Source organism: Lentilactobacillus kefiri (genome assembly GCF_007989105.1).
Lineage (GTDB): Bacteria > Bacillota > Bacilli > Lactobacillales > Lactobacillaceae > Lentilactobacillus > Lentilactobacillus kefiri.
Genome location: NZ_BJVK01000012.1, coordinates 14604 through 35838, shown reverse-complemented (window position 1 = coordinate 35838; position 21235 = coordinate 14604). Strand labels below are relative to the sequence as shown.

Genomic DNA, 21235 nt, shown 5'->3' with positions numbered 1-21235 from the left:
GGAGGATCATATGGCTCAGCAATATTTTGATTCGAAACTAAAGATTTTCGCTCTTAATTCTAATCGTCCCTTGGCTGAGAAGATTGCGGAAACTGTTGGCGTTCCTTTAGGGAAAACTTCAGTTGATCGATTTAGTGATGGAGAAATCCGTATCAACATCGATGAAAGTATCCGTGGAGACAATATCTTCATCATTCAGTCGACCTCTGCTCCAGTCAATGACAATTTGATGGAACTACTGATTATGGTTGACGCATTGAGACGAGCTAGTGCGGGCACGATTAACGTCGTTATGCCTTATTATGGCTATGCCCGTCAAGATCGAAAAGCACGCTCACGCGAACCAATTACTGCCAAATTAGTAGCTAATATGTTACAAACTGATGGTGTTGACCGATTGGTTGCACTCGATTTGCATGCTGCCCAGATTCAAGGGTTCTTTGATATCCCGGTTGACCATTTAATGGGTGCACCGTTGCTGGCTGATCACTTTATCAAGCAAGGCTTCGGCTCCGACGACGTGGTTGTGTCACCCGATCATGGTGGTGTTTCAAGAGCTCGTGCTTTGGCCGAATTCTTAAAAGCCCCGATCGCAATCATTGATAAGCGTCGTCCTCGAGCAAACGTTGCCGAGATTATGAACATTATTGGTGATGTGAAAGGTAAACGCTGCTTGATGATCGATGATATGATCGATACTGCCGGCACCATTACCTTAGGTGCGCAAGCATTGATGGACGCTGGTGCCAAAGAAGTTTACGCCTGCTGTACGCATCCAGTGCTTTCTGGTCCGGCAATCGAACGAATCAAGAAATCGCCAATTAAACAATTGGTTGTGACTGATACCATTCAGCTGCCAAAAGAAAAGCACCTTGATAAGATTGAACAAGTTTCAGTCGGCCCATTGCTCGGGGATGCTATCAAACGCATCAACGAGAATAAGCCGGTTAGTCCATTGTTCAACAATCGATTCCGTGGTGCTGAGAATTAATGGTTGATTTGATTAAAAAATCTCCCGTTTGGTCTTCAGTCATTGCAGTCGTGATTATCAACGTCGTTTTAATTCTATTTAGAATGCCTCGAATGGTACTGGGGAATCTCGATTTCCTGGTTGGATTATTTTTAATCGTTTTAGGCTCGGTATTCATTGTGGGTGCAGGCCATCTGTTCACTGGCTGGCGGTTTCATATTCGTAAGAAGACTGACCTGGAAGCTGAAAATGATCCAAAGCATCCGAAAGCAAAGGATGTTGCGTCAATCAAGAATCAGCCGATCAAAGTTAACAAATATGCCCGCTATTGTTTGGGTGTCGGTGGCTTCTTGATTGTTCTGGGAATTGTATTAACTAGTATTTAAAAATAAATCATAAAAAAGACCTCAACCGGAATTAACCGGTTGAGGTCTTTTTGTCTATCGAAACTTTTATTTGTTGACATATTTGTTAATGGCAAATGCAACGCCGTCTTCAGTATTCGGTTTTGTAATGAATTGGGCAGCGTTCTTAACTTCATCAATCGCGTTTCCCATGGCAACCCCTAATCCGGCATAATCAACCATCGTTAAATCATTTCCCTGATCGCCGAGGGCCATCACATTATCTTTGGTTAGATTTAACTGATCGGCCAGTTCGCGAAGCGTCTTTCCTTTACTTGCCTGTTTGTTCATCATTTCGATGAAGAAAGGTTCAGTTTGAACGACGTACATGTTTTTCTTTAATTTATCCGGAAGTAACTTTTTGGCTCTGCTGATGTTTTCCGGAAAATCAACAAACATGGCTTTGGACATGACCAGGTTGCGGGGGATTTCTTCTGGTGATCGGAACTTGATTGGCAGTCGAACCAAAAAGCTTTCGGCGATTCCATATGGGTTGGTATCACGATTAGTCGTGTAAATACTGTCCGTCGTTTCAACTTGGTAATTGACATTCAGTTTTCGACTCAGCATTTCGGTTTCCAAGAAGTCGTCATAGGTGATTGTATGGTTAACCATCACATTTCCATCCAAAGTTTGAGCCATTGCCCCGTTAAAGGTGATTGCAAACTCATCGCTGCCACTAATTTGGAGCTTGTCCAAATATGGCTGGACGCCACTCAAAGGACGCCCGGTACAAAGCACAATCTTGATTCCTTTTTTACGGGCAGCAGTGATTGCGTCAATGGTTGGCTGGGCCAATTCGTTTTTTTCGTTTAAGAGGGTGCCGTCAATATCGATGGCAATGAGTCTGATATCCATGGAAGTTCTCCTTTAATTATTTAATTAATTGATCATTTCTGATATGGCTGTTGAATTCGTCATATTCCGGCTGGAATAAATCAACGTTTTCGTCAGGCTTCAAGATTTCTCTTGGGAAGAAGAAGCGGTTGTCACCGGTTTGACGATCTGAAATGGCTCTAACCAGTGGACTGACAGAAGATAATGAAACCAGCGTGCCATCTTCTTGCATCAAATGAATTTGTTTCTTATCGGCCTGATAGGCATCATATGGCAAATCAAAACTGTTATCGGTTGCGGTGTAGTAATCCGGATTGAAACCGGACTGTTCAATAATCTGTCGCAGACGGGGAAGTAAATCAACCGTCGATTTATCAAACTTCACGGACTTTAAAGGCTTTCGGTCAATGAATCGGCTGGCCAAATTACTCAAAATGTCGTCCGGGTATCGCTTCCAGTGAATAAAGTAGGTGTTCAACACGCCATCATCCAGTTGAAGATAATCGTCTAGATTAAAGTCGCCTTGGAAGAATGGCAGAAGCAGGTAAGGGGTCTGGGGATCTTTATGAACCTCTGAACTAAAAATGACTTTTGCCCGTTTCAGCAGCCGGTTCAAGACAACTTCCATTGATCGGGAAACCGGGTGGAAGTAAACCTGTTGATACATTTGGAATCGACTGACGATATAGTCTTCTACCGCGTGCATCCCGCTCATTTCAAAGCAGATGCCGTCTTTATATGGCCGCATGACTTCCAGGATTCTGGAAAGATCAAACGTCCCGTATTTAACACCGGTGTTGTAAGCATCCCGTAACAGGTAATCCATCCGGTCGGCATCGAGTTGACTGGAAATCATTTCGACAACCTGTTTATTCGGATAGGTTTTATTGATCACACTGGCGACCTTTTCAGGAAAGTCTGGACTGACCCTTCGTAAAACCTGGTTAATTTCCGTTGTGGGCGATGTTATGATCTCTTGGGTAATCTGTTCATGGTTGGTGCCAAAAATGTGCTCAAAGGTGTGTGAGTACGCTCCATGGCCAACATCATGCAATAGGGCAGCACAGAGGGTCACTAATTTTTCGGAATCATCCCAAAGACCGTCGCCGGGTTCTTTGGACATAAAGTTTTTCTGGAAGGATTCGATAATTCTTCTGGCAATTTCATAAACCCCGACAGAATGTGAAAATCGGGAATGTTCGGCGCCATGGAAAATTAACGACGTCGTGCCCAACTGGTGAACCCGACGCAGCCGCTGAAATTCGGTGGTGTTGATCAAGTCCAAAATGACTTGGTATTTAACGTAAACGTAGTTGTGAACCGGGTCTCGAAAGACCTTTTCTCTTTTTAATTGTTGATGTGCGTAATCCAAAAAATTGCCTCCTTAGACAATTGGTAATTGTTCATTTCTGAGTTGAATCTTGCGCAGCTGCTTGGCGCGTTCTTCATTGAACGCTTTGGATATCAAAAGATCCGAGCCGCTGGTTAAATCAACTGAAATGTTTTGCTGATTAACACTCGCCAAAAATTTATGTTCAACATCGCTGGGAGTAATATCTTCGAATCCCAACTTTTGAACAGTGGTCATGGTTGCTTTATTGACATGGGGAAATGTCCAGCGTGACTGAGAATAGGCATCAGCTGCATTGTAAAATGCGGCGACTGTTTGACTACGGGCATCCTGATCGCCGTTAACGCTTAGATACAGCATTAAAACAAGCGCGTTGGTTGTGCGCCGCTGGGCAATTCCGGCAATCTTTTGACCGTTGACGGACAAATCATATTTGCCGGGGCAATACGAATTGGTTATCTCATAACTTTTGATTTCCAGTTGTGGAAATGACATGCTGATGAGACCTTTGATAATCTCGTAAGCCTGGTCAATGGTATAAACGGTATCCGGTTGGGGAATGAATAATGAAATATTCAAGATTCCCGGATCACTGACAACTGCCAGCCCGCCGGAATTTCTTAAAAAGTAATCGTAATGGTTAGCGGATAAACTTTTCAGTCCGTCTGCCAGCTTAGGCAGGCGACGGTCGTTAATTCCCAATATTAAAGTCGGCTCGGCAGTCGTCCAAAAATGAATAAAAGGCGTCAGCCTGCGGTCGCAGATTTCCAGTAAAGCATTGGTATCCGCAAACGTATCAAGCTTGGTACTTTTAGAATATATTTGATTAATGACTGTAATCGGAACGTTTGTAAAAGACATTGTCCAACTCTCCATTTCATAAAGCAATCAATCTATTTAATTATAACAGACGTACTCAAATTAATAGGGAAAGTTATTGGAAATCCTCAAGCAAACATTAGTGCAAAAAGTGGTGGAGGGTTATATAATAAATAAGTTAGTAGTAGATGTTAAAGAAGGTGTATTATGGACAATTTAGCAACTGGCGTTCCAGTTCAAATTCATCTGGAAACAAATATTTTGCAGGAAGGTCAGAAATCAAACTTTGTTTTTGATGTCACCGGTCAATTGGTTAGAGTTGGCACAAATATTTATATCCGATATCAAGAAGAAACCGATAAAGGAAATGTTCCTGTGACAATTAAAATTACCGACAACGGTAACGTCAAACTTACCCGATCAGGGGAAAACAGACTGCAGCTGTTGTTTAGTGAAGGCAAGCGGATTGCTGCCCGATATCGAACACCGTACGGTCTGATGGATATTCAAACAGTCACTTCGGCATTGGATATGGAGATTTTGGATGCACCGCTTCGGGGAAGTATCGGAATCGATTATCTGCTGTATGCAGGGGATGCACTGTTGGGTAAATATAATATTAGATTGCAATTTACTATTTAATCGAGTATAGTAATTTTTAGACTGTTGTTAGACTGTTGAAAGGACGTGTACCAGTTTGGAATTAGAAGTCTTTAAAGGCCAAAACAAGAATGAACTATCGATGATCGAGGTCGCACACGCAATCTTGGCACAACGTGGAGACACCATGCCATTTGCTGATTTAGCCAATGCGGTGCAAGAGTATTTAGGCGATAGTAACAAAGAAATTCGTGACCGTTTGTCGCAATTTTATACTGATTTGAACATTGATGGCAGCTTTATTTCACTTGGTGATAATCTTTGGGGCTTACGAACATGGTACCCTTATGAATCAATTGATGAAGCAACTGTTCATACAGAAGAAGACGAGGATCGCCCTAAGCGTAAGAAGCGCCGTAAGGTTAACGCCTTTCTTGCCGATGCTTCCGATGATGACGATGTCATTGATTACGACGACGATGATCCGGAAGATCAAGACGATGATGACTTTGATGATGATTCTGACGACGATGATGATTCAGATGACGACTCAGAAGATCTTGGCAAATATAACAAAGATCTTCAAGACATCGATGACGACACCGATAACGATGATCTTCCCGATGGAATTGAGGGTCAACTTAACGAATTGAATGATGATGACGATTCAATGGATGATGACGATGATGATTTCAATTCAAAAGATAGCCATTAATTCTTGACTAATAATTAAAAAGTATGTATTATGTTTTTTGGGCCCCTTGAGATTTCAAGGACATCTGAACGATGATTAAATTGTTCCCTATTCAGTTTTGGATAGGGAATTTTTTTATTTGTGAATTCCCCGGCTAACGGCTAACTTGTAAGAGGAGAGGATTATATAATGACCAAATATATTTTTGTCACTGGTGGAGTTGTTTCATCCTTAGGTAAAGGAATTGTCGCAGCATCACTAGGCCGATTGTTGAAAAATCGCGGGTTAAATATTACTATTCAAAAATTTGACCCATATATCAACGTTGACCCGGGAACTATGAATCCATATCAACATGGAGAGGTTTTTGTTACCAACGATGGTACCGAAACGGACCTGGATCTTGGCCATTATGAACGGTTTATCGATAATAACCTGAATAAGTATTCCAACGTTACAACAGGTAAGATTTATGATGAAGTTCTGCGAAAAGAACGTCATGGTGATTACCTTGGTGCAACTGTTCAAGTAATTCCTCATATTACGGGAATGATCAAAGAAAAGATTATGCGGGCTGCCAAAGTTTCCGATGCAGAAATTGTGATCACGGAAATTGGTGGAACCGTTGGTGATATTGAATCACTACCATTCTTGGAAGCCATTCGTCAAATGAAAACCGAAGTTGGCGATGAAAATGTCTTCTACGTTCACACGACATTGATTCCATATTTGCGGGCTGCCGGTGAAATGAAGACCAAGCCAACTCAACACAGTGTTAAAGAGTTGAGAGGATTGGGAATTCAGCCAAACCTGTTGGTTGTTCGTTCTGAAAAGCCAATTACTGATTCAATGCGGAAAAAGATTTCATTGTTCTGTGACGTTAAGCCACAGGCCGTTGTGGAATCACTCGATGTGCCAACGCTTTACACCATTCCATTGAACCTGCAGAAGCAGGGGATGGATCAACAGATTTTGGATCACTTTGGAATTGACAAGCCAGCTGCCGATATGACTGAATGGAAGCAGTTGGAACACCATGTTCAACATTTGAAGCGAACAATCCATATTACCCTTGTTGGTAAATATGTCGGTTTGCAGGATGCTTATATTTCTGTTGCCGAGGCATTGAAGCATGCCGGTTACGTTGTGGATGCCGACATCGATCTTGAAATGCTTGATTCTGAAAAGATTACTCCCGAAAATGTTGACGAATTGCTGGCACCGGCTGACGGAATTATTGTTCCTGGTGGATTTGGCGATCGTGGTATTGAAGGAATGATCACGGCTATCAAATATGCTCGTGAAAAGGATATTCCTTATCTTGGTGTATGTTTGGGAATGCAAATGGCCTGTGTTGAATTTGCCAGAGATGTTCTTGGCTACCCTGATGCCAACTCAACTGAAATGAACCCACGAACTGAGCACAATGTGATTGACTTGATGGCTGATCAGGAAGATGTTCATGATATGGGTGGTACTCAACGACTTGGGGCTTATCCTTGCAAGTTGAAGCCAGGCACAGTTGCTGCCAAGGCCTATGACAATGCTGACGTGATTTCCGAACGTCACCGTCACCGTTATGAATTTAACAATGCCTACCGTGAAGCAATGGAAAAGAATGGCATGGTTATTTCTGGAACTTCACCAGACAATCATTTGGTTGAAGTTGTTGAAATTCCTAAGAACCGATTCTTCGTTGGTTCACAGTATCATCCTGAATTTATTTCCCGTCCCAACCGACCTGAAGGATTATTTAAAGGTTTCGTTGCAGCGGCAAATGATTTATACCTTGAAAAGAACAAGTAATTCTAACTTTTAATTGGGCAGTGGCAGTCAAATTTGCCACTGCCCAATTTTTGTAATAAGGTGTATTTAAGATTATCCTAACAGCGTTTCCATAGCGGTTAATCCTACCAACTTGTACAGAACAATTGTTTTAATTATTACAAATTGTATAATTCAAGTGTAGACCTTGTATTTTGCAGGTATTTTGGATAATATATTTCTTGACATGAAAAATGCGCGAATACAAAAAGTGAGGAAAGTTTCGATGAGTAAATTAATCATACACGGAGGGAAACCACTGTCCGGAGAAATATCAATCGGCGGTGCCAAGAACAGCACCGTTGCATTGATTCCGGCAGCAATATTAGCGGATACGCCCGTTAAGTTTGATTCAGTCCCAGACATTTTGGATGTTCACAATTTGATGTTAATTTTAAAATCGATGAACGTTTCGTCTGAGTTTAACGGTGACGTGCTAAAAATTGATCCAACTAATATTGTAGAAGCACCATTGCCAAGCAAAGCTATCAAGAGCTTGCGGGCATCATACTACTTTATGGGCGCACTGCTTGGAAGATTTCAGCGTGCAACCGTTAGTTTCCCTGGTGGCGATAACATCGGGCCGCGTCCAATTGATCAACATATTAAAGCCTTTAAGGCTCTGGGTGCTGAAGTGAGTGAACACGATGGCACCGTGACCATCAGTACCGGCCCAGATGGTCTCCATGGGGCCCAAGTCTTCTTGGATATCGTTTCAGTCGGAGCCACTATTAACACAATCCTCGCTTCTGTTAAAGCACCAGGTACGACGATTATTGGGAATGCCGCTAAGGAACCTGAAATTATTGATATTGCGACTTTCCTGAACAACATGGGTGCTAACATTCGTGGTGCCGGAACCGACGTCATTCGAATTGAAGGCGTGCCGACTCTTCAGGCTCGAACTACGCACACAATTATTCCTGATCGAATCGAAGCCGGAACTTATTTGTCATTAGCAGCCGCTGCCGGAAATGGTATCCTGATTACAAACATTATTCCCGAACATCTTGAGGCATTTGTTGCCAAGCTCGAGGAAATGGGCTGCGATCTGACCGTTTATGAAGACAGCATCTATGTTGGTGCTTCTCATAATCTGAAGCCGATTCGGATTAAGGTAATGCCTTACCCTGGATTTGCGACGGATCTCCAGCAGCCGCTGACACCGTTACTATTCAAAGCCAACGGTCGAAGTGTCATTATTGATACGATTTATCCTCAACGAATTAAACACATTACTGAGCTCAATAAGCTTGGTGGGAAAGTGAAATCCGAAGACACCGACGAAGGCATCATTGTTGTGGACCATTCACCGAAGTTGGTAGGGGCGAAGGTCCAAGCAGGTGAGATTCGTGCCGGGGCTTCATTAGTGATCGCTGGTCTGATGGCCAGTGGGACTACCGAAATCTGCCACGCCGATAATATTTTGCGTGGTTACGGGAATATTGTCGACAAACTCCGAGGAGTTGGCGGAGATGTTTCCTTGGAAGTTGAAGAAAGAGTAAATTGATTATTGATTGCCATTTTCATTTATGGTACACTAACAAAGTTGACTAATCGATAATCTCTGGGTCATCAAATTGATTCAGGGCAAAGGAGCGATATATAATGAAAAAAGGAATTCATCCAGCATATCAACAAGTTGTATTTCAAGATTCATCTACAGGTTTCAAGTTTATCTCAGGATCAACTAAAACCTCTGACGAAACTATCAAGATGGACGATGGCAAGACATACCCATTGATCCGTGTTGAAATTTCATCAGATTCACATCCTTTCTACACTGGTAAGCAAAAGTTCAACCAAGTAGATGGTGCCGTAGATCGTTTCAACAAGAAATACGGACTTTCAGACAAAAAGTAAGATGTTTAAAATTGAGGGCCTTCGGGTTCTCTTTTTTTATTCAAAAAATTTGGCACAGTGATTCATGGGTTAATTGATGATCCGGTTTTGATTAACATAAACGCGTGATGCCTGCACATTTGCCCACCGGAATTAAAGGGGGAAAGGGCAATCGGACCAACCAAACAAAACAACCGATTATCCCAAAGCTGGAATAATCGGTTGTTTTTGAATGTGGAAATCTTCAAAATTTGGTTTCCCGTTTATTTTGATTTAATGATAATATATTAAAGGTTCCGGTTAGCCTGTTTTCTGGCTCTGCGCATTTCTTTGGTGTTATTAAATACCAGGCTCAGGTTGATAACCACCAAAACGGCTGTGGAAATAAAGACGCCGGCATAGTCAAACGACGTTGCAACAACCGATCCAATCATCGGACCGGCAACGTTTCCCATTGCCTGAAACGACTGGTTCCAGCTAAACACTCGGCCAGTAACCTGAGGTGGCGTGTTTTTGGCTAAAATTGATTGAACGGCCGGGAGCATTGAGGCGTTGGCAACGCCGATCAAGAAGCGCAATCCGATTAACTCCCAGACATTGTTAACAAAGGCCATTGGAATGTAAACGGCGATTGCCAGAACAAATCCGACCATTAACACTCGGTCGGCACCAATTCGGTCACCCAAGCGGCCAAGCATTGGGGCAGCGGCCAATGTCGCAATTCCTGGGACAGCCGCGACAATTCCACTGTAAAACGTCGTAGCCGGGCTGTTATCCATGATTTGGCGGACGTATAATGCTAAAATTGGAACGATCGAATTATTTGCTGCCTGGATAATCATGGTGGTTACAAACATTCCAAATACCAGTTTGGCGCTGCCTAATTCACCAATCACGCCTTTGGTATCCAGCATCTTGGATTTTGCCACCGGTTTGAAATCTTCATGAACCATGAAGGCCGTTACGAGGAAGACCCCCATGAATAAAGCACCTGTAATGAAAAAAGTGACCCGGTAACTAAAGAACGATGCCAGGGTTCCACCAAGTAATGGGCCTAACAGCGCGCCAGACACGTTTCCGGTCACTAGAGTACCCAAGGCCTGACCACTACGCCGCTTGGGCACCTGGGTTGCAATGAGGGCGTTGGCGTTACTGATATAACCTGAGAAGACCCCCTGAAGGAGTCGAAGGCCGATTAACTGCCAAACATTGGTGACCAGGCCCATCAGGATAAACACGATCGCCATCCCGGCGGAAGCCCGTACCAACATGAGTTTTCTACCGGTGCGGTCAGCCAGTTTTCCCCAGAGTGGAGAAGCAATTGCGGTGACAAAATAACTTGCCGCGAATGCCAAGCCACTGTAAACACTTAGTTCGTTGTGAGTGAAATGTCCAAGTGAATCAACATAGAGTGACAAGAACGGCATGACTTCACTGAAGCCGATTCCTGCCATGAAAGTACCAAACCAGAGAACAGCCAAATTGCGTCTCCAGGAATTTGGGCCAACTTGTTTTGCTGCCAATTAAGTTCCTCCTTAAATGAGTGTTGTTCTTACATAAAAAATGAGTGTGTGGAGGTTGCTATGAGAAAAGGATTTCTCAAGAAATTATTGATTAACATTGTTTTTGTATTATTGATCATTGTTGCGTTGGGATTGATATTTAATCGCCAAATCAAAAATGAACTTATCAAATCCTATCATCCGACAATTACCAGAAAAACCGTTGTTCAAGCAGAACGCCGGGCAAAGAAACAAACACCCCGCCACAAGAAAAATGTCAGTTATAACTTTAAAAAGGTTAAATCACTCGACTTCCAGACTGCCGCTGAAGCACGGATGAATACCAATCGCCTTGAAGTCATCGGTGAAGTTCTTTTGCCGAAGTCGCATATTCATTTGCCAATCGGATTGGGCGTTGCCAACACAACGTTGGCTTTGGCCGCTGGAACGATGCGTGCCGACCAGCAGATGGGAAAGGGTAATTATCCGCTTGCCGGTCATCATATGGTGAACCCAAACGTCTTATTCGGGCCACTTTATTTTAAAACCAAGGTCGATGACCATGTTTATCTCAGCAATATGAAACGGGTCTACCAGTACAAAGTCTATCAACGGACTTTTATTGCCGCCACCCGAGTGGATGTCGTTCGCCAAACCAAACAGCCAATCGTGACTTTAGTCACCTGTGATGCTACGGGAGCCGGTCGATTGATGATTCGTGGAAAATTCCAGAAGAGCTATCGACTGACTAAAGCGACGCCAAAATTAAAACGAGCCTTATTGGGACCCGTCAATAATTAAACCGATTCAGTTTTAATCTTTTCCAGCCATTTAGGCAGAGTTTCTGATAACTGACGGTAAGTCCGACCGAATTTGTGGTCGAACCAAGGGTCGGGAATATCGGTTCCCTCTTTACCAGGAATGACATTGTAGCAAAGGTAGATTTTCTTTCGATCCGCCATTGGGGCGATTTGGTTGAGATAAAAGATATTTTGATTATCCATGGCGATGATATAATCAGCGTCATCGAAATCCTGCTTGGTGATTGGCCGTGATCTTTTGTCTCCAACCGAAAGTCCATGCTTTGCCAACTCAGCGACTGCTCCTGGATGAGGAGGGTTGCCTTTTTCTTCCGAGCTGATTGCTGCAGAAGAAACGTTAATTTTATTTTCTAGATGAGCATCTTGAACCATATGCCGAAACATAATTTCCGCCATTGGGGAACGACAGATGTTACCAAGACACACAAATAATACATTCGTCATTTTAATAACCTCACACTAATATTGCGTTAACAACCATGTTACCAATGAATTAAGAAAAGGGCAAACCTGTAAGAATTCTGTCTCAATTATAAGACATATAAACGTCTGGGTAGTACAATAAAGTTAGATATAAATATGGGGTAATAAAACAATGAAGGGCAATTTGATTTTTATAAATACGAATCCAATCTCCAACATGATTTTATCGTCAGGGATAACTGCGGCTGATTTTATTAACGGCTTGGATGAATTGCCCCAAAACATTATTTTACTAAACAATGATGAACAGGCGGCCAACGGATATAATTCACATTCCAAATTTAATTTAATTACCGGCACCGGTGAAATCCGAACTTACCTACTCAGAAATCCTGATCTGAAGAAAAAGTTTATTGATTTTGATACTGAAGACAGCGTCAATAATTTATCCCCGTTTGAAATTGCTGAGCTGTTATATTTAGCTCACATGGGGACGCCAATGGGGCGGCCGTTTTCATCCAAACTCAATAATCATTACATTTATCTCAGCCAGGATAATGGTACTATTCGTTCGTATTATAGACGATTTTCTGATTTTAATCATGTTTTGGAAATCGCTATGAAACGGAAGCTGCGGGAAACCCATAATACACTGCGGGTCTTTTTGAGACCACTGGCCATTAAGGACATTGATAAACCGATTATATTGGATTTAATCACAAAAGCCAACGACGGGTTGTTTATTTCGTTTGACGCTTTACGTGAACGATCACGGACTTATCATATTCCGCTACGAATATTGAAGGACCCGGATAAGGTTTCAATCATTATACGGACCAACACCGTTGATGAAAATACTTTATATGCGGGCGACCTGACCTATAATTTACAAACATCAAAATGGCATTTGGAATGGCAGAATCAAACGGCGGGTGTTTAGCCGTTTGATTCTTTGTTATAATTAAACATAACTATTTTAGATCTTACAGATTTTTCAAATTGGAGCGTTTAATAATGAAGATGACGATTGGCGAAATTGCCAAGGCAATTAATGCCAACACAGATAATTTCAACCAAGATTTATTAACCACAACGGTAACCGGAGTTTGTTTTGACAGCCGCAAAATGGTTGCAGGACAGCTGTTCATCCCACTGGTTGCCGAACACGACGGTCACGATTACATTGATAGTGCGATCGCAAATGGTGCCGCAGCCACACTGTGGTCAAAGGATCATGCCGACCGTTTGCCGTTGAAGATTCCTGCCTTGGTGGTTGATGATACCCTCAAAGCGTTTCAGAACTTGAGCAAGTACTATCTTGATAAAATCAATCCCCGGGTTATTGCAATTACCGGCAGCAATGGTAAAACAACGACCAAGGACATGGTGGCGGCGATTCTTTCAAGCAGCTTTCATGTGACGAAAACCCATGACAATTTCAACAATGAGATTGGTGTTCCATACACAATCCTGCAAATGGAATCCAACACCGAATTCCTGGTAGCTGAAATGGGGATGGACCGGCCGGGGCAACTCGACTTCTTATCCAACCTGGTTCAACCGGATGTTGCCGTGATTACCATGATTGGTGAAGCGCATATTGAGTTCTTTGGCACCCGGGATAAGATTGCCGATGCCAAGATGGAGATTACCCATGGCTTGAAGTCGGATGGCTACTTTGTTTTTGACGGTGACGAACCGTTGTTACAGCAGCGGGCCAAAAGCGTCGATGTCCGTCAATCAACATTTGGCCGGAATTCAGATAATGATGTCTTTGCGACAGATTCAAAAGATAGTCAGTACAGTACTGAATTCCACGTTAACTTGTGGCCTGACGTTGATTTCACGATTCCAATGATCGGTGATTATAACGTTAATAATGCCTTGGCAGCTATCTCTGTTGGCCGGATCTTCCAGATTCATCCAAAGATTATGGCCAAACAGCTTGCCAAGTTTGATCCCACCAAGAACCGTACCCAATGGCTTGTTGGTTCAAAGGGAGAACGGATCTTGAGTGACGTTTATAATTCCAATCCAACAGCTGCCAAAGAAGTTTTGATTGCCTTTAAAAACACGGATACCCAGGGTCGACGGATAGCCGTACTGGGCGATATGCTCGAATTGGGTACCCAATCAAAAGAGATGCACGCTTCCCTGGCAGAAGAAATTGACCCAGCGTCAATCGCCGTTGTTTACTTAATCGGCACCGATATGGCGGCCCTTTATGATAAATTAAAGCCGATCTACGCACCAGAAAATCTGCATTATTATCAAGCCGGCCAGATTGACCAGTTAACCGCTGATCTTGAGGCCGAACTGGCTTCCAACGATGAAGTAATGTTGAAGGCTAGCCACGGATTACACTTAGAAAACGTTGTCGCAAAACTGACCAAGTAAAGCAGCCGGCTAACAGTTGACTTGTTTCTCTTGCTTAATGTTATGTGACGGTGTAAACTAAAAAGGTTATTTTGTAATAAATGATTGTAGGTCAAGTGGCCAACGCGTTAAGGAAAACGGATTTTTTCCAAGTTGGCTGTGGAACCTTGATTGTTTCAATTTAGGAGGAAACATATTTGAAGTTTAGTGAATTAGGATTATCAGACCACTTATTATCAGCAATTTCTAAAAGTGGTTTTGAAGAAGCAACGCCAATCCAGGCCGAAACCATCCCAATGGTTCTTAAAGGTGAGGATGTTATCGGTCAAGCTCAAACTGGTACTGGAAAAACTGCCGCATTTGGTTTACCAATCTTACAGAAGATTGATTTCGACAATCCAAATGTTCAAGCCCTCATTATTTCACCAACTCGAGAGCTGGCTATCCAGACACAAGAAGAAATCTATCGATTAGGAAAAGATGAAAAAGCCAAGGTTCAAGTTGTTTATGGTGGAGCAGATATTCGCCGTCAGATCAACGCATTGAAGGGCCATCCACAGATTGTGGTTGGAACACCAGGCCGAATTCTTGATCATATTAGACGTCATACTTTAAAGTTAGAGCACGTTAAGACATTAGTTTTAGATGAAGCCGACGAGATGTTAAACATGGGATTCCTTGACGATATCGAAGATATTATCAAGCAAACTCCTAAAGAACGTCAGACTTTGCTTTTCTCTGCAACCATGCCAGCCCAGATTAAACGAGTAGGGGTTCAGTTTATGACTGATCCTCATCAAGTTACAATCAAGGCTAAAGAATTAACAACTGATTTAATCGATCAGTATTATGTACGAGTAAAAGAATACGAGAAGTTCGATACAATGACTCGTTTCTTTGATGTTCAAGATCCTGAAGTTACCATCGTCTTCTGTCGGACTAAGCGCCGTGTTGACGAAGTTGCCAAAGGATTACAGGCCCGTGGCTACAAGGCTGCCGGCCTTCATGGTGATTTAACTCAAGCCCGCCGGACTCAGATTATGCAAGAGTTCAAGGCAGCTAAAATTGATATCCTGGTCGCTACCGATGTAGCTGCTCGTGGGATTGATATTTCCGGTGTTACCCATGTTTATAATTATGATATTCCTCAAGATCCTGATGGATATGTCCATCGTGTTGGTCGTACCGGCCGTGCCGGTAAGCATGGTGTTTCAATCACCTTTGCCACACCAAACGAAATGGATTATCTTCGTGAAATTGAGAAGTTAACCAAGGTGCGGATGCTGCCTTTGAAGCCACCTACAATTCAGGAAGCCTTTGTTGGTCAATTAAATTCTGCTGAAGAAGATATTGCCAAGTTAATCAAAAAGACGAATACTGATAAATTTGAGAAGATGGCTGACAAGCTGCTTGACGAGTATGAAGCAACTGATTTGGTTGCTGCCTTACTTAACGAAGTCACTCGTGACAACGTCAAAGTTAAGATTACGCCAGAACGCCCATTGTCACGTCATGGCCATGGACATGGTCATGGTGGTCATCGCAACGATCGTCGCGGTGGCGGTCATGGTGGTCATTACAAGGGTTCAAAGAACCGTCGTAATGGTGACCGGAGCAACTCTGGTCGAAATCGTGGTCATCACGAAAGCAGCAATGATCGTAAGCATTCTGACAAACGTTCAGGAAGCAATAACAAGAAACGTCGTTTTACGATTAAAAATAAGTAAATATCATTTAGGATTGTGCGATAACAGCACAATCCTTTTTATTTTATGGTAAAATTATTGTAACTTTTTGTTTTGCGAGGGACCTTTAATGATAGCAGGAATTGGAATTGACGTGACTGACATTAGACGAGTGGTCGCAGCGGTTGAACGTAACGAACACTTTATGCAACGGGTTTTAACGGATGACGAAATTCAACAGCTGGATAAGTTATCCGATAAGCGCAAGTATGAATTTATTTCTGGTCGTTTTTCGGCCAAAGAAGCATACTCCAAGGCTTATGGCTCCGGCTTGGGTTCACAGGTCAGATTTCATGATTTATGTATTTTGAATAATCCTGACGGAAAGCCGGTCTTTACCAAGCAGCCGTTTGATGGGAACGCATTTGTATCGATTTCTCATACCGATGATATTGTGGTTACCCAAGTAATTTTGGAGAATCGGGGATAGATGATGGCAGTTGGAAATTTACGCAACGCTCAATTAATAATTAATTTAAAAGCAATTTATTCAAATATCAAGCACGCCAAAGAACGGCTTGATCCAGACACAGCACTCTTCCAAGTCATTAAAGCTGATGGATACGGTCATGGTGCCATTGCTGTTGCCAAGGTTGCTGAAAGGGCCGGTGCTTCCGGCTTTTGTGTTGCAATCTTAGATGAAGCATTGGAATTAAGACAGGCCGGGATAACGAAGCCCATCTTAGTTTTGGGGATAACCGATCCCGAATTGGCTCAGGTTGCCGCCAACCAAAACATTTCGTTAACAGTTGGATCAAGCGCTTGGCTTAACCGTGCCGGTCAATTACTGCAAAACAGTCAATTAGATGGCAAGTTAAACGTTCATCTTGCCTTGGATACAGGAATGGGCCGGATTGGATTTCAAACCGCTGATGAACTGGAAGAAGCACTCGGGGTGCTGAAGCAACATCCTTCAACAATGAATTTTGAAGGAATTTTCACCCACTTTGCAACAGCTGATAGTCCCGATGATTCCTACTTCAAATTCCAATATCAGAATTTTCAGGACTTTATGGCCGTTGTCAAAAACAAGCCAAAGTACATTCACGTGGCTAATTCAGCTACCAGCCTCTGGCACAAAGTTTGCGGCGGCAATATGATTCGCCTTGGAATCTCTGCTTACGGGCTCAATCCTTCCGGCGGGGAAATTGCCAAGCTGCCATACGAACTGCAGCCGGCACTGTCCTTTACGACTGAAATTGATTTTGTAAAGTATGTTAAAAAAGGTCGTTCAATCGGGTATGGTGCGACTTACACTGCTGACAGTGATCAGTGGATTGGAACTGTTCCGGTTGGCTATGCGGATGGGGTTCCCCGAGCAATGCAGGGCTTCTCCGTTTTAGTCGACGGACACAAGTGCCCGATTGTTGGGCGGGTATGTATGGATCAATTTATGATCCGGCTGCCTAAGAATTATTCGTATGGCACCAAAGTCACCATTATTGGTAAATCCGGTGATCTGGAAATCACGGCTGATGATGTCGCAGATTACTTGAAAACCATCAGCTATGAAGTGATTTGTGGGTTCAGTTCACGAATTCGAAGAAAATATTTATGATTTTTCTCTGATTTCATGGTATATTAGACAGTACAGTAATCTTAAACTATAGGGGAAATATCATGGAGAAAGCAACTAATTCAAAGCATTTTTCAGTTATGATCAATGATCGAATTGCAGATCGCTTGGAGCAGTTCAGCTCAACAGTTGGAATATCCGAGAATGCAGCGGTTGAAATTGCAATCAACTATTTTTTTGATGATCCCAAAGTCATTGATGGCTTAATGAAGGGGTATCGTGAGATGGGTAGTTTAAACCGTCAAATCAGCAATGACTTTTCTTGCTGTGAACAAGACGCTGATATCCATTTAACTCAGTATCGTCAAAGATTACGGAATTTACAGTAATGTAAGTTATGATGATGGGAGGTATGAGGGTGACTGACGTTATTTTTAAACGTGGAGACATTTTTTATGCTGATCTATCACCAGTTGTTGGTTCCGAGCAGGGTGGTATGCGACCGGTTTTGATTGTTCAGAATGATATCGGCAACCATTACAGCCCGACCGTCATTGTTGCAGCGATTACCGCTAGAATTTCCAAGCCAAAGATGCCAACACATGTGGGAATTTTAGCTAGGGATGGCATCGAACGAGATTCGGTCATTTTACTCGAGCAAATTAGAACGATTGATAAGCAGAGACTGAAGGACAAGGTGACACACCTTGATCCTTCTATCATGAGTAAAGTCGATAAAGCAATAAAGATCAGCTTGGGTTTAGCTAAGGGCTAGTGACGGATCAAAATACATAAAAACATCACGCAAAGCTTTAATTAACTTAAAATAATATGTTTCGTAAAAAAGAGGACATCCCATTTGGGATGTCCTCTTTTTTAATACTGTTTAATGATTTGGCTAATTCTTTTCTTCTTGTAGGTTTTCAACTTCAGGTACTCGGAATTCTTTTCGTTCAAGGGCGGCAATAATTCTGTTCAATCGATCCTGATCGACTTCGGCAGGAAGTGTGAACATGATTCGATGAACAAGTTCGCCTTCTTGGGCGTCCAATGAGATGACACTGGCAATGCTCGTGTATTTAGTGATAATTTTGGCAATTTCTTCAAGATCACCACGTTCACCGCCGGATACAACGGTCAGTACATAACTTCCAATATTGACGTTCCAAGACTGAGAAAGCATATCCAATAAACGGGTATGAGTTAAGATACCATAAAAGTTGTTTCTTTCATCCAAGACAGCAATGTATGGTAAATCTTTAATTGAGAAGAATACTTGAAAGAAGGCTGAATTCACGTTGATGAATTTAGTTGCGTTTTTCAAGAGAGTGGTAACGGGAAGTGACATATCTCCACCACGTGATTTGTGACGGTAAATATGCATTTTGTAAATATTGCCACGGAAGATCTTACCGGTTTCATCAAGAATTGGCACACAACGATAACCTGAATCTTCGAGAGTCTGTAGTGCTTCTTCCAAGGTTGCGTCTTCTTTGATCGTAACTAATCGTTCCTTGGGCTTTACTAATGTTTTTAATAGCATGTTTAATTCCTCCAACTTAACCTGTATAAGACTATGATAACATAGGCAAATTTATAAAAGAATATCTAGAATTGAATTATTCTCATTATTTTCTAAATAAATGAGAAATTACGCTTGGGTGATCCCTCATCAAAGATGTGCAAGTGGCTGATAGCCTTATATTGGCAAACAAAAAGCCATGGACAAACTAGATTGTCCATGGCTTCATTTATTAAACACAATGATTAAAGTTGTGCCATACCATCAGCAGTGGTCTTTTGCAAAGTTTCTGCAGAAGCCTTCATGCTGGCAGCTTCTTCGTCGTTAAGTGGAACCTCAATAACTTTTTGAATACCAGATGCATTGACAACGGCAGGTGAGCCGATGTAAACATCGTGAAGGCCATATTCACCATCCATTGGTGCACCAACGGGTAATACGGTATTTTCATCATGCAAGATTGCTTTTGAAATTCTCATTAAGCAGGTTGCAACACCATAGAATGTTGCGCCTTTTCGGTTGATAATTTCATAAGCCTTGTGACGAACTTCGTCTTCAATTTGCTTCAAGTCATCCATGGATAAGCCAGCTTCTTTGGCAATGTCCAAGAATGGACGGCCACCGATTTGGGCAGCTGAATATGCAGCAAATTCTGAATCACCATGTTCACCCATAATGTAAGCACTAATTGATTGTGGGTTGATTTGTAATTTCTTGCCCAAAGCAACTTGAAGTCGTGAAGTATCCAATGATGTTCCGCTTCCAAATACACGGTTCTTTGGGAAGCCTGAGAACTTTTGAGCTGCATAAGTCAAGATGTCAACTGGGTTGGCAGCGACAACGATAACACCCTTAAAGCCTGAATCAACCAAAGGTGAAATGATTGATTTCATGATCTTGAGGTTTTTGTTAACCAAGTCAAGACGGGTTTCACCGGGCTTTTGAGGAGCACCGGCAGTAATAATAGCAAGGTCTGCGTCGCCACAATCCTTGTAGTCACCTGAATATACGTGCTTTGGGGAGGTGAATGCTTGTGCATCTTCGAGGTCTAATGCATCGCCCTCAGTTCGTTTTTTAACAACATCAACGATCACAAACTCTTCGGCGAGTCCTTGTTGCATCATTGCATATGCATATGATGAACCTACGGCACCGTCACCGATTAAAGCTACTTTTTGGCGTTTCAAAGTCAAAAAAATCATCTCCAAAATATTAATGTATTCCACTTGGAACCATAGCAATTATAGCATGGATATGAATCCGTATTCACGCATTAACAATTTTTAATTTTATGGTCTGTGGAAATCTTGAAAGCTTGGTAGATATGATATAATCTGTATGTTAATTAATTTTCCAGCAGCTGAACAGCCTTTGTTCAGCATTTTTCTGTTGGAAGAAATGTGAGGATGAACCAAATAATGAAAATGATCGTTGGATTAGGAAATATCGGGCCACAATATGATGGCACCAGACATAACACTGGTTTCATGGTGGTTGACCAATTTGCCAAAAGTCATGATATCTCAATTAAAACTCGTAAAATGAATGCCAAGTATGGATCCGGCTTCGTTAATAACACTAAAGTGCTTGTGGTTGAACCCACGACATTTATGAATGATTCAGGATTGGCTGTTCGGCCATTGATGAACTACTTTGATATTCCAGTGGAAGATATCATTATTGTTCATGATGATATGGATCTTCCAATTGGTAAGATCCGGATCAAAGATAAGGGATCAGCTGGTGGTCACAACGGTATTAAAAGTATTATTGCCAGTGTCGGCACTGAAAACTTTGATCGAATTCGAGTTGGAATTGATCACCCGGACCATGGTAATACGGTTGTTAATTATGTTTTGGGCCGATTCAGTAAGGATCAGGCCCCAGTATTTAAGCAGGCAGCCGACCATGCAGTGAATGCCCTTGATGACTGGATCGACGGCATGTCAATTCCGGATTTGGAAAATCAGTATAACTAACGAAAGGATA

At 42.3% G+C, this 21235-nt stretch carries 23 protein-coding genes; 16 read left to right on the top strand and 7 right to left on the bottom strand.

All coding sequences use genetic code 11. From position 1 onward, the window contains the following. Positions 1-10: 10 nt before the first annotated feature. Together LKE01_RS05980 and LKE01_RS05975 are read left to right on the top strand one after the other, a co-directional pair. Entirely contained in the window at positions 11-991 is a 981-nt protein-coding gene (locus tag LKE01_RS05980; RefSeq protein ID WP_056982684.1) for a ribose-phosphate diphosphokinase, read from the top strand. Then, a complete protein-coding gene (locus LKE01_RS05975; RefSeq protein WP_056982685.1) occupies positions 991-1356 on the top strand; it encodes a DUF3899 domain-containing protein in 366 nt (121 codons plus the stop codon). The genes LKE01_RS05980 and LKE01_RS05975 overlap by 1 nt, the downstream gene beginning before the upstream one ends. Before the next feature lie 66 nt (positions 1357-1422). On the opposite strand, the gene yidA is transcribed toward LKE01_RS05975, so the two are convergent. The 3 genes from yidA to LKE01_RS05960 are packed head-to-tail and all read right to left on the bottom strand — an operon-like array spanning position 1423 to position 4423. Continuing rightward, positions 1423-2232, bottom strand: a complete 810-nt coding sequence (gene yidA, locus LKE01_RS05970; protein WP_056982687.1) for a sugar-phosphatase — start codon at positions 2230-2232, stop codon at positions 1423-1425. Between the two features lie 16 nt (positions 2233-2248). After that, positions 2249-3583, bottom strand: a complete 1335-nt coding sequence (locus tag LKE01_RS05965; protein ID WP_056982690.1) for an HD domain-containing protein — start codon at positions 3581-3583, stop codon at positions 2249-2251. A gap of 12 nt (positions 3584-3595) precedes the next feature. Then, positions 3596-4423 (bottom strand): lipoate--protein ligase family protein, encoded by an 828-nt coding sequence (locus LKE01_RS05960; protein ID WP_056982692.1) that lies wholly within the window; start codon positions 4421-4423, stop codon positions 3596-3598. Between the two features lie 165 nt (positions 4424-4588). On the opposite strand from LKE01_RS05960, the gene LKE01_RS05955 reads away from it, so the two are divergent. From LKE01_RS05955 to LKE01_RS05935, 5 genes are all read left to right on the top strand, one after another. Then, positions 4589-5023 (top strand): YwiB family protein, encoded by a 435-nt coding sequence (locus tag LKE01_RS05955; RefSeq protein WP_054769101.1) that lies wholly within the window; start codon positions 4589-4591, stop codon positions 5021-5023. 55 nt (positions 5024-5078) lie between these two features. Further along, complete coding sequence (gene rpoE, locus LKE01_RS05950) at positions 5079-5696, top strand: DNA-directed RNA polymerase subunit delta (protein ID WP_054769102.1); 618 nt, start codon at positions 5079-5081, stop codon at positions 5694-5696. Positions 5697-5864: 168 nt separating this feature from the next. After that, positions 5865-7481: a CTP synthase gene (pyrG, locus tag LKE01_RS05945; RefSeq protein ID WP_056982694.1), complete on the top strand. Its 1617-nt coding sequence runs from the start codon at positions 5865-5867 to the stop codon at positions 7479-7481. A gap of 244 nt (positions 7482-7725) precedes the next feature. After that, the gene (gene murA / locus LKE01_RS05940) at positions 7726-9009 is read left to right on the top strand and encodes a UDP-N-acetylglucosamine 1-carboxyvinyltransferase (protein WP_054769103.1); all 1284 of its coding nucleotides are present in this window, start codon (positions 7726-7728) and stop codon (positions 9007-9009) included. 98 nt (positions 9010-9107) lie between these two features. Continuing rightward, positions 9108-9362, top strand: a complete 255-nt coding sequence (locus LKE01_RS05935; RefSeq protein ID WP_054769104.1) for a type B 50S ribosomal protein L31 — start codon at positions 9108-9110, stop codon at positions 9360-9362. Between the two features lie 266 nt (positions 9363-9628). On the opposite strand, the gene LKE01_RS05930 is transcribed toward LKE01_RS05935, so the two are convergent. Next, on the bottom strand, positions 9629-10864 hold the full coding sequence (locus LKE01_RS05930; RefSeq protein WP_056982696.1) for a multidrug efflux MFS transporter: 1236 nt from the start codon (positions 10862-10864) through the stop codon (positions 9629-9631). A 60-nt stretch (positions 10865-10924) separates the two neighbouring features. Here LKE01_RS05930 and LKE01_RS05925 point away from each other — a divergent pair, with 60 nt between their 5' ends. Then, positions 10925-11644, top strand: a complete 720-nt coding sequence (locus LKE01_RS05925) for a class A sortase (RefSeq protein WP_056982698.1) — start codon at positions 10925-10927, stop codon at positions 11642-11644. Here LKE01_RS05925 and LKE01_RS05920 read toward each other — a convergent pair. Continuing rightward, a complete protein-coding gene (locus LKE01_RS05920; protein ID WP_054769105.1) occupies positions 11641-12108 on the bottom strand; it encodes a low molecular weight protein-tyrosine-phosphatase in 468 nt (155 codons plus the stop codon). The two genes, LKE01_RS05925 and LKE01_RS05920, sit on opposite strands and share 4 nt — an antisense overlap. Positions 12109-12259: 151 nt before the next feature. Between LKE01_RS05920 and LKE01_RS05915 the strand changes: the two genes are divergently transcribed. The 7 genes from LKE01_RS05915 (at position 12260) to LKE01_RS05885 (ending at position 18499) form a co-directional block, all read left to right on the top strand. Continuing rightward, on the top strand, positions 12260-13027 hold the full coding sequence (locus LKE01_RS05915) for a hypothetical protein (RefSeq protein ID WP_056982699.1): 768 nt from the start codon (positions 12260-12262) through the stop codon (positions 13025-13027). Positions 13028-13101: 74 nt separating this feature from the next. Continuing rightward, the gene (locus LKE01_RS05910; RefSeq protein WP_056982701.1) at positions 13102-14484 is read left to right on the top strand and encodes a UDP-N-acetylmuramoyl-tripeptide--D-alanyl-D-alanine ligase; all 1383 of its coding nucleotides are present in this window, start codon (positions 13102-13104) and stop codon (positions 14482-14484) included. Between the two features lie 176 nt (positions 14485-14660). Continuing rightward, positions 14661-16190 (top strand): degradosome RNA helicase CshA, encoded by a 1530-nt coding sequence (gene cshA / locus LKE01_RS05905; protein ID WP_056982702.1) that lies wholly within the window; start codon positions 14661-14663, stop codon positions 16188-16190. 88 nt (positions 16191-16278) lie between these two features. Beyond that, positions 16279-16638 (top strand): holo-ACP synthase, encoded by a 360-nt coding sequence (acpS, locus tag LKE01_RS05900; protein ID WP_054769106.1) that lies wholly within the window; start codon positions 16279-16281, stop codon positions 16636-16638. After that, a complete protein-coding gene (gene alr / locus LKE01_RS05895; RefSeq protein WP_179286799.1) occupies positions 16639-17766 on the top strand; it encodes an alanine racemase in 1128 nt (375 codons plus the stop codon). Between the two features lie 62 nt (positions 17767-17828). Further along, positions 17829-18113, top strand: a complete 285-nt coding sequence (locus LKE01_RS05890; RefSeq protein WP_054769107.1) for a hypothetical protein — start codon at positions 17829-17831, stop codon at positions 18111-18113. A gap of 11 nt (positions 18114-18124) precedes the next feature. Continuing rightward, the gene (locus tag LKE01_RS05885; RefSeq protein ID WP_056982704.1) at positions 18125-18499 is read left to right on the top strand and encodes a type II toxin-antitoxin system PemK/MazF family toxin; all 375 of its coding nucleotides are present in this window, start codon (positions 18125-18127) and stop codon (positions 18497-18499) included. 123 nt (positions 18500-18622) lie between these two features. On the opposite strand, the gene cbpA is transcribed toward LKE01_RS05885, so the two are convergent. Then, complete coding sequence (gene cbpA, locus LKE01_RS05880) at positions 18623-19267, bottom strand: cyclic di-AMP binding protein CbpA (protein ID WP_054769108.1); 645 nt, start codon at positions 19265-19267, stop codon at positions 18623-18625. Positions 19268-19491: 224 nt separating this feature from the next. Further along, on the bottom strand, positions 19492-20448 hold the full coding sequence (locus tag LKE01_RS05875) for an L-lactate dehydrogenase (RefSeq protein ID WP_056982729.1): 957 nt from the start codon (positions 20446-20448) through the stop codon (positions 19492-19494). 216 nt (positions 20449-20664) lie between these two features. Between LKE01_RS05875 and pth the strand changes: the two genes are divergently transcribed. After that, complete coding sequence (pth, locus tag LKE01_RS05870) at positions 20665-21225, top strand: aminoacyl-tRNA hydrolase (protein WP_054769111.1); 561 nt, start codon at positions 20665-20667, stop codon at positions 21223-21225. The last annotated feature ends 10 nt before the right edge of the window (positions 21226-21235 follow it).